Origin of the sequence: Pseudomonas sp. TH31 (assembly GCF_016650815.1) — a bacterium.
Lineage (GTDB): Bacteria > Pseudomonadota > Gammaproteobacteria > Pseudomonadales > Pseudomonadaceae > Aquipseudomonas.
In genome coordinates this window covers 24,562-39,992 of the sequence record NZ_JAEKEZ010000027.1, presented here as the reverse complement: position 1 = coordinate 39,992, position 15,431 = coordinate 24,562, and the positions used below count along the sequence as shown (strand labels likewise).

General features: G+C 55.1%; 11 protein-coding genes and 3 pseudogenes. 10 read left to right on the top strand and 4 right to left on the bottom strand.

The features are described from left to right. Positions 1-43 precede the first annotated feature (43 nt). The 6 genes and pseudogenes from JFV26_RS18230 to JFV26_RS18205 all read left to right on the top strand — a co-directional run bounded on the left by JFV26_RS18230 (position 44) and on the right by JFV26_RS18205 (position 4,634). Positions 44-1,428: pseudogene (locus tag JFV26_RS18230) on the top strand (IS30 family transposase). A 7-nt stretch (positions 1,429-1,435) separates the two neighbouring features. Continuing rightward, positions 1,436-1,618, top strand: a pseudogene (locus JFV26_RS18225) (integrase core domain-containing protein); the annotation flags it as partial. An 81-nt stretch (positions 1,619-1,699) separates the two neighbouring features. After that, positions 1,700-2,032, top strand: coding sequence for an IS66-like element accessory protein TnpA (gene tnpA / locus JFV26_RS18220; protein WP_207203983.1), 333 nt, complete (start codon positions 1,700-1,702; stop codon positions 2,030-2,032). After that, complete coding sequence (gene tnpB / locus JFV26_RS18215) at positions 2,029-2,250, top strand: IS66 family insertion sequence element accessory protein TnpB (protein WP_201194440.1); 222 nt, start codon at positions 2,029-2,031, stop codon at positions 2,248-2,250. The genes tnpA and tnpB overlap by 4 nt, the downstream gene beginning before the upstream one ends. Before the next feature lie 175 nt (positions 2,251-2,425). Then, positions 2,426-3,961, top strand: coding sequence for an IS66 family transposase (gene tnpC, locus JFV26_RS18210; RefSeq protein WP_201194439.1), 1,536 nt, complete (start codon positions 2,426-2,428; stop codon positions 3,959-3,961). Positions 3,962-4,016: 55 nt separating this feature from the next. Beyond that, positions 4,017-4,634, top strand: a complete 618-nt coding sequence (locus JFV26_RS18205; protein ID WP_201194438.1) for a hypothetical protein — start codon at positions 4,017-4,019, stop codon at positions 4,632-4,634. A 230-nt stretch (positions 4,635-4,864) separates the two neighbouring features. Here JFV26_RS18205 and JFV26_RS18195 read toward each other — a convergent pair whose 3' ends face one another. Beyond that, a complete protein-coding gene (locus JFV26_RS18195) occupies positions 4,865-5,593 on the bottom strand; it encodes a response regulator transcription factor (RefSeq protein WP_201194434.1) in 729 nt (242 codons plus the stop codon). A 492-nt stretch (positions 5,594-6,085) separates the two neighbouring features. On the opposite strand from JFV26_RS18195, the gene JFV26_RS18190 reads away from it, so the two are divergent. From JFV26_RS18190 to JFV26_RS18175, 4 genes are all read left to right on the top strand, one after another. Next, positions 6,086-6,337, top strand: coding sequence for a hypothetical protein (locus tag JFV26_RS18190; protein WP_201194432.1), 252 nt, complete (start codon positions 6,086-6,088; stop codon positions 6,335-6,337). A 61-nt stretch (positions 6,338-6,398) separates the two neighbouring features. Next, positions 6,399-7,676 carry a FecR family protein gene (locus JFV26_RS18185; protein WP_201194430.1) on the top strand — a complete coding sequence of 426 codons (1,278 nt, stop codon included), beginning with the start codon at positions 6,399-6,401 and terminating at the stop codon, positions 7,674-7,676. Between the two features lie 44 nt (positions 7,677-7,720). Then, positions 7,721-10,048: a CHASE2 domain-containing protein gene (locus JFV26_RS18180; protein ID WP_342215464.1), complete on the top strand. Its 2,328-nt coding sequence runs from the start codon at positions 7,721-7,723 to the stop codon at positions 10,046-10,048. Positions 10,049-10,127: 79 nt separating this feature from the next. Further along, on the top strand, positions 10,128-10,382 hold the full coding sequence (locus JFV26_RS18175; protein WP_201194427.1) for a hypothetical protein: 255 nt from the start codon (positions 10,128-10,130) through the stop codon (positions 10,380-10,382). Positions 10,383-10,589: 207 nt separating this feature from the next. Here JFV26_RS18175 and JFV26_RS18170 read toward each other — a convergent pair whose 3' ends face one another. From JFV26_RS18170 to JFV26_RS34475, 3 genes and pseudogenes are all read right to left on the bottom strand, one after another. Continuing rightward, on the bottom strand, positions 10,590-11,027 hold the full coding sequence (locus JFV26_RS18170) for a tryptophan 7-halogenase (RefSeq protein WP_201194425.1): 438 nt from the start codon (positions 11,025-11,027) through the stop codon (positions 10,590-10,592). A gap of 95 nt (positions 11,028-11,122) precedes the next feature. After that, positions 11,123-14,950 (bottom strand): beta strand repeat-containing protein, encoded by a 3,828-nt coding sequence (locus JFV26_RS34480; RefSeq protein ID WP_342215465.1) that lies wholly within the window; start codon positions 14,948-14,950, stop codon positions 11,123-11,125. A 276-nt stretch (positions 14,951-15,226) separates the two neighbouring features. Then, positions 15,227-15,427: pseudogene (locus tag JFV26_RS34475) on the bottom strand (hypothetical protein); the annotation flags it as partial. Positions 15,428-15,431: the final 4 nt, after the last annotated feature.

Sequence of the window (15,431 nt, the reverse complement as noted above, 5' to 3'; positions counted from 1 at the left end):
AACACCTTTGATCGAGGTGTTTATGGGACGACCCGCAGGCTGGATGCAAAATTTGACCGGACGAGGAGCGATGCGCTCGCCAGGAGCGCCGTCACTTCGAAATGAAATCGAGCGGCTGTTTTGGGAGAAGATCGCAACCGGGATCACAAGCGAAAAGGCAGCGGAGGCCGTTGGCGTATCATCAGCGGTAGGCACACGCTGGTTTCGTCATCGGGGCGGGATGCCATTATTCATGTCGAACCACATATCAGGACGGTACTTGTCGTTCGCAGAGCGAGAAGAGATTGGGCTGCTTCGGGCGCAAAGTGTGGGCGTGCGAGAGATTGCCCGTCGCCTTGGACGAAGCTCATCGACAGTTTCACGGGAGCTTACACGTAATGCTGCAACTCGTTGCGGTCGGCTTGAGTATCGAGCTTCAGTCGCGCAATGGAAGGCAGAACTGGTGGCCAAGAGGCCGAAGCCAGCGAAACTGGTGACTAACCCACGACTGCGTCACTACGTGCAAGACCGTCTCGAGGGTAAGGTTCACGATGCTGATGGCCGTGAGATTGCTGGGCCTCAACAAGCTCCCTTTAAAGGCCGAAATAAACCACATCGCAGTGACCGTAAATGGGTCAATGGCTGGTAGCCCGAACAGATTACCAACCGGCTACAGATCGATTTTCCGGACGATGAATCCATGCGCATCTCTCACGAAGCCATATATCAGGCCCTTTATATTCAGGGGCGAGGTGCTCTCAAGCGCGAGCTAGTGAGCTAGTGAGCTGCCTGCGCACAGGGCGAGCATTGCGCGTGCCGAGAGCCAGGGCGCAGGCCAAAACGTGGGCACACGTCAGCAAGGATGTCATGATCTCCAGTCGCCCTGCTGAGGTGGAAGACCGGGCTGTACCTGGGCATTGGGAGGGCGACCTGATCATCGGTCTGAACCGATCCGCGATTGGAACGCTGGTCGAGTACTCAACTCGATTCACCATGCTCGTCCATCTGCCTCGCGAGGAAGGTTATGGGCTAACTCCTCGAACGAAGAACGGCCCGGCGCTGGCCGGCTACGGGGCTGTCACTATGGCCAACGCACTGAAGAAGACAGTGACTGACCTACCCATCGAATTGTGGCGATCTTTGACTTGGGATCTTGGAAAGGAACTATCGGATCACGCTCGATTTACCATCGAATCCGGAGTGAAGGTCTTCTTTGCTGACCCTCATAGTCCTTGGCAGCGCGGCACGAACGAGAATACGAACGGTCTTTTGCGGCAATATTTCCCGAAAGGCACCGACCTGTCTCGTTGGAGTGCCCAAGAGATCCAAGCTGTAGCTCATGCGCTGAACACAAGACCTCGAAAAACACTCGGCTGGAAAACACCTGCCGAAGCGCTGAACAAGTATCTAAAATCCATTCAACAATCCAGTGTTGCGACGACTGGTTGAATCCGCCCAGTACTGCTCCGATCTGTATCAACGACTGCATGCCAGGCATGGAATCAGGTGCTCAATGACCGATGGCTATGACTGCTATCAGAACGCGATGGCTGAGCGGGTAAATGGAATTTTGAAGACGGAGTTTCTGCTGCATCGTCCCAAGGATTTGGCCGAAGGTATGCGTCCGGCCAAGTCATCTACCCAGCCTCGCAAGGCCAAGACATGGTGTGCACTTAAAATTTAAGTGGGCACCAGTTCTAGCCTTTTAAGCGGGTATTTCATGCAGCCAACACGCCGTTCCTATTCAAAATCCTTCAAGGCCCAGGTCATTCAAGAGTGTGCCCAGCCCGGCGCTTCTATTGCCAGCATCGCACTCGGCCATAGCCTCAACGCAAACCTCGTCCACAAATGGATTCGGATGCACGCGCAGAAAAGCATGGCGCTGCAACCTGCATTTATTCCGTTACCCATGCAGTTTGGCGGAGCAAGTTCGCAAGCTACATCGTCGAATATCTGCGTCGAGATCCAGCACCCGTGCGGCACTGTCAAAGTGAACTGGCCAACCGAAAATGCTGCTGCCTGTGCGACCTTTCTTCGAGACCTGCTGCGATGATCCGCATCGACTTCATCTGGCTCGCTACCGAGCTGATGGACATGCGAGCGGGCACCGAAACCGCGCTGGCCAGGGTGATCGCGGTGTTCGGTGCGGCGAAGCCGCACTGTGCTTATCTATTTGCCAACCGCCGCGCTACTCGCATGAAAGTTCTGGTACATGACGGCTTCGGTATCTGGCTGGCTGCTCGTCGGTTGAACCAGGGCAAATTCCACTGACCAAGCATTCGTCATGGCGCTGAAATGCAGTTGGACACCGAGCAACTCCAAGCTCTGGTAGTGGGCCTGCCATGGCAACGTGCGGGTTGCGGCGGCGCGGTCACACTGCTTTAACGGCTGCCATTAGCCTATCGGTCTATCGCCGCGAACTGCCTGCTCTGGCAAAATCTGCAGCATGACTTCTTCGCCCAATCTCGACCAAATGTCCTCCGACCAACTGCGTGCCTTGGCAGCGCAGTTGCTGTCGCAAGTCGACACCATGGGCAAGAAGATCAACCGCGACCAAACGGTGATCGAGAAACTGACTCACGAGATCGCGCAGCTCAAGCGATTGAAGTTTGCCAAGCGCAGCGAGCAGATGAATCCCGAGCAGGCCAGCCTGCTCGATGACCTGATCGATACCGATATCGCGGCGATTGAAGCAGAGCTTCAGGCGTTGCAAACAGTGCCAGCGGCGACCGAGAAAAAGCAAAAGCCCAAGCGCACTGCATTGCCGGCAGAGTTTCCACGCACGTTGATCCATCACGAACCGGACAATACTCACTGCCAATGCGGCTGCGCACTCAAGCGCATCGGTGAAGATGTCAGCGAAAAGTTGGACTACACGCCCGGCGTATTTACCGTCGAACGCCATATCCGTGGCAAGTGGGTCTGTGATGACTGTGAAACACTGATCCAGGCGCCGGTTCCGGTGCAGGTCATTGATAAGGGCATCCCGACCGCTGGGCTGCTTGCTCACGTCATGATCGCCAAGTTTGCCGACCATCTTCCGCTTTACCGCCAGGAGTCGATTTTCGGACGAGCTGGCTTGGCCATTCCACGTTCAACCTTGGCCCAATGGGTTGGCATGACAGGCGTACAGTTGCAGCCTCTGGTCGATGCGTTGCGTGATGTGGTGCTCGGACAGCAGGTCATCCATGCCGATGAAACACCGGTGCAGATGCTCACGCCGGGCGCGAAGAAAACCCACCGTGCTTATGTTTGGGCCTACGCCACCAGCCAGTTCTCGGACTTGGCGGCGGTCGTTTACGACTTCAGCCTCAGCCGTGCCGGAGAGCATGCCCGCAACTTCCTGCAAGACTGGAAGGGCAAGCTGGTCTGTGATGATTTTGGCGGTTACAAGGCAAGTTTCGAACTTGGCGTTACCGAAATCGGCTGCATGGCCCATGCGCGGCGCAAGTTCTTCGAATTACATGCCACCAACAAGAGCCAGCTCGCCGAGCAGGCGCTGCGCTATATCCAACTGCTGTACGAAATCGAAAGTGAGATCCGCGACCTGGAGCCTGATTTACGACGCCGAATACAGCAGGAAAAAGCCGTGCCGGTGATGTCTGCGCTGCATGCCTGGATGATCGCCCAGCGTGACCTTGTGCCCGAAGGTTCGGCTATCAGCAGAGCGCTGGATTACAGCCTGAAACGCTGGGCAGCGCTGTCGCGCTACCTCGACGACGGAGCCGTACCCATTGACAACAATTGGGCCGAGAATCAAATCCGGCCATGGGCTCTTGGACGTAAGAACTGGCTCTTTGCAGGGTCGCTACGCAGCGGAAAACGGGCGGCGGCGATCATGAGTTTGATCCAATCTGCGCGGTTCAACGGGCATGATCCGTATGCTTATTTGAAGGACGTTCTTACACGCCTGCCGACGCAGCGGGCGAGCGAGATTGAGCAACTGCTGCCGCATCAGTGGGTGCCGGCAGAAACCACGTAAGCCCTGATGCTTTGGGACTTGCAAGGATGGCGCAATTAACGGAGTAGTCATAACGATGATTTTGGTTGTTGAAGGTATCAGCGCCAGCGGGAAAACGACTTGGTGCGCTAAGCATGGAGGGCAACATGTCATTCCTGAAAACGGCCGTTTTGAAAACGAGCCGGATCGGATAAAAGATCCAGTCGGAGCAGCAACTTTTTGGGCAGAGCGAAACGTGGATCGCTGGCAAAAAGCGTTGGCCATGGAAGACATTTCTTCGTGGGCTTTGTGTGACAGTGACCCTCTCAAGCTCCACTACATTTGGAGCCTTTGGCAGATCGGCGAGACGAGCGAACACGACTGGCGAATAGAGTTGGACGCCACAAGAGAAACAATCGCACAAGGACGTATTGGCTTTGCTGACTGTTACATTGTTGGCCGCATAGATCCTCAGCTCGCGCGAGAACGAGCCAAAGCAGACACCACCCGCCGACGGAGTGGATTCGAGCTACACGTGCGCCTCCAACAAGCTCTGCTGACCTGGTACTCAGCTATGGATGAAGTGCTTCCCGGCAGAGTGCGATTCGGGTTTCCTTCAGAAATGCCAACCTTGAAAAGCCTTGATGGAAGATATGCGGTGGTGGCCTTTGATCAAATGATCGCATCGCTCCCACGACCTACTCACACCTCTTAGCGAGACGGTGCCTTATATAGCAGTTGGAAGCGGATCGATGTGAGGGCGAAGTAAAGATGTGTTCGCCATCCGCTTACGGCCGAAGCGGTGAAAATGGTTGATGAGTCGGTGCTGATCTACAACGCGGAGCGGCCACATCTGGCATTGAAATACAAAACGCCCGATGCGGTGCATCGGGCGTTAGGGTGAGACAGGTGTAAACCTATTTCAGGACTAGACATGCCGATTGACTATTGCTCTGCAGCAGCCTTGGTATCCAGGGCCTCCAGACGATAACCGTAGCCATATAACGTGCTCAGGACCCAGCCGAATTCAGAGGTCAATTTGAGCTTGTTACGAATGCGGTAGATGTGGGTATCCAGCGTACGCGAGGATAGCACTTCATCCCGCGTCCACAAGTGCTCGTACAGGTAACTGCGCGACAACGGCCGGCTCTGGTTTTTAAATACCAGCAGGGCCAGGTTGAACTCACGCAACGTCAAGGAAACCGGGACCTCATTGACCGTCACCTGTCCTTCCTGGATGTCGAACCGAATGTTACCGAAGGTCAGCACCGCCTCTTCGCTGCTCTTGGCTGGCTTATGTTGCCGTAAAACGTTGTTTAAACGAGCGAACAACTCGGCCTGGCGAAATGGCTTGCTGATGTACTCGGCAGCGCCGGCATTGAGTCCCTTAACCACGTCATTCTCAGCCGTACGGGAGGTCAGCATGATGACTGGCGGTGCCGGTTCGAGGTGCCCCTTGATCCATAGCAACATTTGCAGGCCGCTGATTTCGGCAACCTGCCAGTCCAGGATAATCAGGTCGAAGGTTTCTCTTTTTAGCCTGCGCAACAGCTCGGGGCTGCTGGAAAAGGCTGTGCAAATCGGCAAGGTACCATCGGGCAAAGTGTATGAGCCGAGTGCGCGGGACAGCAATTCAAGCTCTGCTGGTTCATCATCAAGAATTGCAATGCGCATGGCGGGACCGCTCCTGTTCAACGCGTGACACTATCTGCTGACATAAGTGCCAATAAATACACTAACGAATTGTGAACTACTGTCACTCAAGCGGTAGGAGGTGATGCTTCTTCTTTAAGATACGTTATTCGGACCTGCGATTCCAAGAACTTCGCCACAGTCGGCCCTATAAATTTAGCTGAAGAATCGTGATATTAAAACACTGCAATTTATTCCGCCCTGCTCCCGGGAAAGGTCCTTCGCGCTCATGGCTAGTCGCTTAGTGTCACCTCAGAGGTGATGCCTTGGAGAAAAATACTATACGCGTGCTGATTGTAGACAGTTGGTCTTTTCAGTTGATGGAAACACTAATCTAATTGGGTGATGCCGGGGATTTCAATGCCTATCCAGCACTGAACTGCTTGGATGGGTTGATCGGCCTGCGCGACGCCAAAGAAGCCTTACGACGTCCTCTTCAGTAGCATAGCACTGGACTTCAAGGAGCTCAGCGCGTTGTTATTGGCCGCTTTTCGTAACCGCCTGGCCGGGTCTTATTCGCTAATCGGCGATGCTCGCACCCTAGACAGTCACATTGACTTTTTTCAGGATATCAACACCCGTGCGTTCCGCTTCCTCGGTGTATTCGACAAAAGCTTTCATCGTCAGATCTACGCCAATGCGTCGGCATCGCAATACCTCTCACTGATAACAACGGCTGTCTCCTTCCTACTGAAAAACAGCGGTGGACACCAACAGGAGGGGTAAATTAATTTACTTTTGCGGTTCATCTTCGACGGGTTCAGACCGCACGTGCAAGGATAGAGCAATGCGTAATACAGTGATTTTCAATTTGAGTCTTTGCTTGGGTCTGGCCAACATCCTGACACACGCACAAGCGCTAGCCGATCCGGCCGGACAAGTTCACGTGGTCAAAAAAGGTGAAACCTTGTGGGATATTGCAGGGCAATATCTACAAAACCCCACTGATTGGACACAAATTCAGAAACTCAACGCCCTTGGCACTCCACAAAGCCTGCAAGTAGGCACCGAACTGAACATTCCGCTGCTGGACAATGCCTTTCCGGTCAAGGTACTGCACCTGCAAGGCCAAGCCTGGCTCATCGTCAAGGGCCAGACAGAACGTCCTTTGGCACAAGGAATGAAGCTCGACGTAGGGCAAAGGGTGCGCACCGGCGAAGCATCCTTTGTAACTCTGGGCTTCGGCGATGGGACCAAAACCGTACTTCCGCCCTTGAGTCTTGTCACACTCAGCCTGGGCCAGCAATATGAGACGCCGCAAATCTTACTACATCAGGGCGAAGTCGAATCCTATGTGCCTAAACAAGCCACACCGGGCAATAGTTTTGAAGTCATCACCCCCCAAGGCGTACTCGGTGTTCGCGGCACACACTTTCGGGTGCGTATCGACACCCCGCACAAATCCCTGGTCGAGGTGCTGGGCGGTCGAGTCGTGGCCAGCTCAACCCAAACAACACACCGCCCTGAAACCTCGATCAGCCCCAATCAGGGTCTGGTGTTGTCCGACAAAGGCGCACTCCGGGTCAGCACGTTGCTGCCCGCCACTCAAAGTGCCGAACGAGCGCAGGCAAGCCCCGACAACCCTGATTGGCAAATCCGTGCTCACCCCATACTGGGAGCAACCAAATACCTTGCGCAGGTGTCGCACACCGCCGATTTCTTGAGCATCGAACAGGATCAACTCAGCGCGCGCCCCGAATTCAACTTCAAGGGGTTAAAGGACGCCTTCTATTACGTTAGTATCGTCGCTATCGACACTCAGGGGCTGCGGGGTGAACCTGCCCAATTTCTGTTGCTGTACCGCGCGGCCAATGGTGGTGTCGACGTGCAGCAAAATGATCAGGTTTATCTTTTCAACTGGGCTGCCGCCCCAAGCGTTCCATGCATGCGCTATCGCCTAAAAGTATCCAGCAATGTCGATTTTTCCTCGCCGCTCATCGATCAACGTGGTATTCAAAGCACTGCCGTTAATATCAAAGGGCTGCCGCCCGGCCTCCTGTACTGGCAGGTCAGCACGGATCAGGATCAGCAACCCTCGATCATCGGGTCGGGCACCTTGCGGTAACCGTCGCTCGCTATCCGCTCATTTTCAAGACTGTTTAATCTATTGTGCCTAGCGTCCAACAGCTGTTTCGGAAGATTTTCTGGGAGTGGATCATCATTGCGGTGATTCTTCTTCCCTGCGTTGGCCTTCTGGCGTCCCACCCCCAATGGCCTCTGGATCGGTTCATCTACGACAAACTGATGCCTCTGATCACACCGCCCATCGACTCACGCATCCTGCTGGTCGCCATAGACGATGCCAGCATCTCGGCCATCGGTCGGTGGCCTTGGCCTCGGGATGTGCACGCTCGACTGCTTGACAAACTCGCTCCATTCAAGCCAAAGGTTGTACTGTACGACATCATCTTCACCGAGCCCGATCCGGACCCGAAGGTCGATGAACGCCTGGGCAAGGCCATGGCGCGCATTGGTACCGTAGTGGTTCCGACTCTGCGCACTCCCAATCCACGGGCAGGCGAACCACCGCACTTCGCGCATCCCATCAACCCGGTGGCCGAAGGAGCCTGGGCTATCGGACACATTGATGTCGCGGCCGATATCGACGGCGTCATCCGTCGTGTGTACATCAAGGAGGGTAACTCTGCCGGGCACCTCACCCAGTTGGCTTGGCTGGCCTACTCCGCCACCTTCCCTGCTGATCGACAGCCGGTGATGCCGGACATCTGCTGCGTGAAAAACCTCGGAGGGCAATGGTTAGGCTGGAATGAGGAGTTCATTCCCTTCAGTAGTGTCTGGCCTAGGGTCAACAGTGTCTCGGTGATCGAGGTACTCAAAGGCAACGTGTCCGCTGATGTGCTGCGCGATAAAATAATCCTAGTGGGTGCCACTGCTTCAGGGACGGGAGATCGCTACCCGACCCCCGTGGCCTCGTCCGCAGGAGCCATGCCTGGGGTGGTTGTACATGCCCATTTGCTTAATGGCCGGCTCAACAACTATTCGATAAAATCGATGTCGACCTGGCTGAACGTGAGTGTTTCCGCGGTGACGGTATTAATCGTCCTAGGCCTGTTTTTGACATTCCGCCTGCGCCATACCTTTCTAATATCCCTAGGTGTTATCTTTGCCAGTTTGATCTTTAGCCTAGTCTTGCTGAGCATGGGTTGGTGGTCGGCGCCCGGGGCCCGCCTCATCGGGATCGCCCTAGCCTATCTGTTCTGGAGTTGGCGACGGTTGAATGCAGTCGTCACCTATTTCGGCCTGGAACTTGACCGCATGGCGCAGGAGCTAACGACCCAGCCAGCCCTACCCAAACCGACCTTCCACGGAGATGAACTGGTCCGTCGCGCTCTGGCACTTGAGGCCATGATTGCTCATGTTCATGGCTCTCGACGCTTTATTGCCCAGAGCCTGGACAGCCTGCCCTTGGCAGTATTTGTCACCGACCTCAAGGGGCAAGTATTACTTTCCAACCTGAGCGCCACCACCTTGTGGGCAAGTAACACCGATGACGCCCAAGAGCTGATTAACAAGGACATCTTCCAGATCCTGCGAGAGATCGAAGGCCCCTGGAACTCTGTGTCCTTCGCCAACGAGAAGACTTGGCGCAACAACGAACACAACTTACAACGACTGCCGGGGCAAGTCATTCTCACTCCTTCGGGCCGCAGTTTCAAAATTCAGCTGGCCCCCCTGGATACAGAAAAAAGCGAGCCCACCGGCTGGTTGGTTGGCCTACTGGAGTTCACCGTGGAGCGTCTTGCAGAGGAACAACGCGAAAGCATGCTGCGCTTTTTGTCCCACGACCTTCGTGCGCCGCAATCGGTGATCCTTGCGCTGCTGGCGATGCAAGAGACCTCCCCGGAGCCATTGCCCTACAATGAACTGCGTCGACATATAGAACAACAGGTCAAACGCACTCTGGGCCTGACGGACGGTTTCATGCTACTCGACGAAGCCAAATCCAAGCCACAAGTTTTCGAGGAAGTATTCCTAGGCGCGATTGTCATGGATGCGGTGGATCAGGCCTGGCCGCTGGCACAGCATAAAAGCATCCGTTTCGAACAAACGTTCGTCGACGATGAAGCCTGCCTCATCCACGGCTCGCGGGAGTTGCTGACCCGCGCCATTTTTAACCTACTGGAAAACGCTGTGAAATACAGTGAGCCTTCCACCACTGTTTACTTGCAATTGTTGCTACATGACGGTGAGGTATTTCTGACCCTTCGCGACGAAGGTCAAGGTATCAGCGAAGAGGATTTGCCACGGCTGTTCGATGCGTTTTGTCAGTTTGGCAAGGGTAATACCAAGGGCGAAGGGTATGGACTGGGTATGGCCTTTGTAAGCAGCGTGATGCAGCGCCATGGGGCACGTATCGAATGCATCAGTCAGATCAATGCGGGCACCACATTCAGACTCTATTTCCGGGCGGTTTAAAGCACCCTCTTCCGACTCTCCTGGTACCTGCTACATTTGTACCGACTGCCATCTGTGGAGTGTACCGTCAGCCAGGCGGATGCCAACTGAGCCATATCTGGAAGCCATTGTTACACATAGTGACTGCCGAGCTTTTGAACTCATCGAAGACGCTTATGTCGCCCAGGCGAAATGGAACTACTTCAAGTTTCAGCCAAGACACATGAGCAGGCTCAACAGTGAGCAAAAAAAAACCAGTTGCCCCCTCCCCGATGATCAAGAACAGAAACCAGTGCCTGTTCGCGAGCTGAGCTACGACAGCCTGATAATTACCGTGCGTATTGTCTTCCAATGACTGTTAACCCAAGACGCAGCCGGATATTCGAGATGCATTGTTTGGCCCTGCTGAATCGGCGGAGCGGTATGATGTGGAGGTAAAAAAGAACTAGCCGAAGCTGGATCATTTATTTTGAAGATTTCTTAGTTTTTTATCAACAATATTGAATAACCTATGGCACAGCATCCTTCAAAAGGATTCGCAACTTATTGATTATATATACAATCAATCATAATCTTTTTTACGCCCCACAAAGCCCAGCACGCCTTTGTCCAGACCGTAGTTCTGATGAATCAGCGCCGATATCAACGGGTATCCGCCGAACTCGGACCAAGCCAGCTCCTCGACCTTGGGATTGGCAAACAGGTAATCGAACTTGTCCTGCTCGCCACCGCCACGCCAGCCCCCATAGCAGAAGCCCATTTTGAACGCAGCACCGGTCTCGATCATAAAATCGCTGACGGCAATGTTATTGCGGCTCAACGCGTCGATCAGGTTAATTAAACCGCCCTCCCCGACACCAACGATGCCGATGTCCGGCGACTCAATCACGCGTATCTCAACTTTCTTTTCAAACAGCCGGCGCAAGGTCAATGCGGCAAACCAGCCCGCCGTACCACCGCCCACCACAACTAACCGGCGGATATTCCTCACATTCAACATACAACGCTCCTTACCTCTGCGTTTGAATCATAAAAAAGGGGGCAAACAATCGCCCCCACCTTTATTTCTCTTTCAGTTTTAGGTCAGTTTCAGCCTCAGACCACGACCAACTGGTGGTTAGCCAACATGGTCGCCAGATCGGTGTGAACGTTTTGCAGCGTTGTAATCGTGGTCGAGCTGTAGGCAGAGCCTGCGCCGTCACGGTCGATGGCAATCACCGTATTCGCACCGCTATGGGTCACTTGTAGGAAGTCACCAATGTTGCCCGCGCTGCTGTTGATAGTTGCTACGTTGTTGAGGTAGCTAGCGCTTCCGTCTCCGGTGTAGCCCACCAGCAACGCGTGCACATCCAGCCGTTGCGTGCCTACGGTACTCTCCCACGTGCCGACCTTGAAGCCATTTACAATGTCGCTGCCGTTACCACCGGTACCATCGGCGCTCGCCCCGGCCAGCACGCTATAAAGCAACGTAGCATGGCCACCCTGGGTCAGATTGAAAGTGTCGTTACCGCCACGACCTTCAAACTGAGTGTCTGCCAGACTGTCGGTGAACGTGTCGTCGCCCGAACCACCAGCTATGCCTTCAATGTTTGTAAAGGACGCGGTGTTGTAACCGGTGTTTTGCATACCGGTCTTGCTCAAGTCGATGGTCAGTGCCGTGCTGCCGGCCAGTTTGTAGTCAACGATGTCCATACCACCGTTATTGCTCCAAGCTTGTACCCCGGACACCATCGCAGTACCGCCACCACCGTTGTAGGCACTAATACCGGTCTGAGCGAAGAAGGTGTCGTTGTAGCCCGTGCCGATGATATTGCTGCCGCCACCCACACGCCCGCTGTAAGCTTCCACATCATTCGCACCGTCGCTACCGCTCGCGGTCAGCACATAACCGTGGTTGGCGGCGCCTGTGGTCATGCCGCTCCAGGTGCTGTTGACGCTTTCAACCAGATTGAGTGTACCGCCACCGTTGACCCCGGTGGTCGCCGCGTCCACCCCGCCGACATCGCTGGACACACCGTTGACGTTCCTCAACAGTACTACGCTGTAGGTCTGGTCCGTGCTCAAGCCGTAGAAGTCGACGATCCCAGTGCTGTCGTTGGTCTGGTTACCGGACTGTGGGTTAATCACTTGGCTGGCAACCACTTTGCCAGTGGAGTCCACCAACTGTACCGTGTTGCCGTAGTAGGCGTTGATACCATGAGCATCGACGATTCGTACATGCAGGCTGGTACCCGCCGCGACGGTGTTGGTGTTGTGCACATAGGTGGTCACACCGTTGGTGGTGAACACCAACAGATCCTTGGCACCGTCCCAATCCAGGTCGATTCCGATGACGCCGGTAACAGAACCACCGGTACCGTTACCGAAGGTCGCCCCGGTACCGCTACCGAAGGCACCGCTAGCCAACAATTGCGTGGTGGCGAACGATGGCGTCGAGGTGGTGCTGTTGTTGGTGTACAGGTTCACCGTACCGGTGGCGCCGTACTGCGGCAGCTCGATGATGTCCATCTTACCGTCACCGTTCCAATCCAGTGCCAGGGACGGCCCTCCCACCAGGGTGTCACCCATGGAGTAGGTGTTGGTCGCCGTTCCGATCCCCGTCGTCGTCGCGTTGGTAGCACTTAAGTGCCCCGCCCCGTCGTTGAAGAAGATTTTGCTGGTGGCCGTGGATGCGCTGTCGGTCACGCCCAGGAATAGGTCCATGAAACCATCGCCATTGTAATCCCCCCAAGTCATGGACGGTCCTTGAGAGATAGTACTTTCCTGGTTGTAGAACACATCGGTCACGATCTGCGTACTGTCGAGCAGGCCGTTGCCACTGTTGGTCACCACCACTAGACGGTTGGCGCTGCTATTTGTAGCCGTGCCGACTTTGTTGGAGTTAACACTGGCGTGATAGACGATATCTACGGTGCCGTCATTGTTGATGTCGATGCCGGAAATCTCCTTGTCTGGCGCCGAGTTATTGGTATTGGTCGCCACCGGCGTGACCGATGATGTGGCCGTGAACACGTAGTTCCTGTCCTTGACAAAACCATCGATGGTGCCGTCCTGGTTGACCAAAAATGCGGTGTTGTAACCGCCTTGCGACTGAGCGTCATCGGGCGTGTTATCGCCATAAACCACATCGACAAAACCATCGCCGTTTTTGTCATATGCCACCACGCCACCGTACCAGGCGTATGCATTGGCGCCAGGGTTGTTGGTGGTGCCATTGGCGGTGTTATTCGCTGCGCTGTCCACCAGACCGATCTGTATCGGCGTGTACGTCACACCGTTGAAGGTCCAGCCCTGCTGACCGTCGGCATACAGCGAATCCTCACCCAGCAAGTCCATATGGCCGTCGCGGTTATAGTCGACAAAGGTCACGTTCTGGGTTAGGTTCTTGCCGTACTGGGTGTTGCTAGACGTCAGGTTGGTCGACGAGTAATTGCCCAAGGTTGAGCTATTGCTACCGATGCCGTTGAAGATGATCTGATTGCTGAATATCGACCACTGGCCGCCCTCGCCCAGAGTCACGGCCGTGCCTTTGTTGTCGCCGGAACCGGCGCCGCCGAAGGTCACAACAGGTGCTGCCGTCACCGACAACTCGTTGTGGGAGGTGTCGTAAGATGCCACCGAACCGTCGCCATTGAGTACCACCGCCGAGACATCGTAAGTACCGATGGCCAAGCTGGACGGCACTTGTACATACCAAGTGTTGTTCAGTGGATCAACCACTACCGCACCATTGAGCGAGCTGTAGATCACCGCGCCAATGCTCACTTCCATGTGCGCGCCGTTGGTCAGTGCATACGGAATACTGCCGCTAACAATCGGCGTGGTATCGGTTGTGGTCTGGAAGGTTATACGCACAACCGCGCTGGGGTTGTTCGACGAGCCGAGCAACAACTGATTGTTGGCCAACAGGGTCGGTAGATCGGTCACCACATTGTTCAGCGTCACCAAGGTATGGCCAGCAGAGAAGTTACCGTCGCCAGTCAAATCTACGCTGACTGTGGTGTTGGTACCGTCGTTGGTAACTTGCAGATATTTGTCTAGTCCCTGGGAAGCGTAGTCGAGCACAAACTTGCCGCTGATGGCGTCCTTAAACACATAGGCAGTTCCTGTGTAGGACGACAACAGACTGGTCAGGTCCAGCACATCCGCCGCGCCACTGGTCACGACATTGCCCACGGTGAAACCGGAGACGGTGTCGCTGCCATTGCCGCCCGTGGCATCGCCGGGATCGAGCTGCGTGTACAGTAATGTGCTGTGACCGCCGCCGGTCACGGTGAAATTATCGTTACCGCCACGGCCCTGGAACACATTATTCACGCCTGCGTTGGTGTTGGCCGTGAACGTATCGTTCCCTGCCCCACCCAACACACCTTCGATGCCGATGAAGGTGGCGGTGTTGAAGCCGGTGTCCTGTGCGGTGGTGGTATTGAGGTTCACCGTAATACCGGTGGCACCCGCTAGTTTGAAGTCAACAACGTCTTCGCCCTCTGTGGCGCTCCAGACAGGAGTGCCGAAACGTGCATTACTCCAACCGCCGCTGCCGTTGTAGACATCGGTGCCTGCCGTGGCGAAGAAGGTGTCGTTGTAACCGGTGCCGACGAAGTTACCGTCAGCGGTGTTGATGTCAGACTCGGCCGACAACACATAACCATTGGTGGCCGCGCCTGCAACCAGATCGGTCCAGCTGGCATTGACGTTTTCGATGGTATTACCACCCAGACTCGCCAGGCCGCCGATGTCGGAAGAGACACCACTGACACTACGTACCAAAACGGCGGTGTAAATATCGGAAGCATTCAAGCCGTAGAAATTGACTAGGCCCGAACTGTCGTTCGTACCGATGCCCGACTGCGCGTTGAGGATCTGTGAAGCCACCAGCACACCTTTACTGTTGTATAGCTGTACGGTGTTGCCATAAAACACGTTGAGGCCGTTGGCGTCGACGATTCGCAAGTGCAGGCTGGTGCCGGCCGCCACGGTGTTGGTGTTCTGGATGAACACTGTGTTACCCGAGGAATTGTAAGCCAGCACGTCCACCGAGCCGTCCCAGTTGTAGTCGACCGCTGCCGCACCGTTGATGGTGTCGTAGGTGGTCGAACCTGTCACCGAAACACCACTGGCAAAGGTGCCGCCGCCCTGATTCTGATAGAGCAGTGGCGAAGCATTGACCCCGTAGGCCGGCAGCTCGATCACGTCCAACTTACCGTCGTGGTTCCAGTCCACCGCTACCGACGAACCACCATGGAGCGTATCGCTGAAGTAAGTTGCAGTACCGCCAGTGGTGCCGGCACTGGTGCCGAAACCGCCGCTGCCATTGTTCCAATAGATACGGCTGGAGAAGCTGTCGGTGGTGTTATCGGCACTGCGTCCGATATTCAGGTACAGGTCCATGTACCCGTCGCCA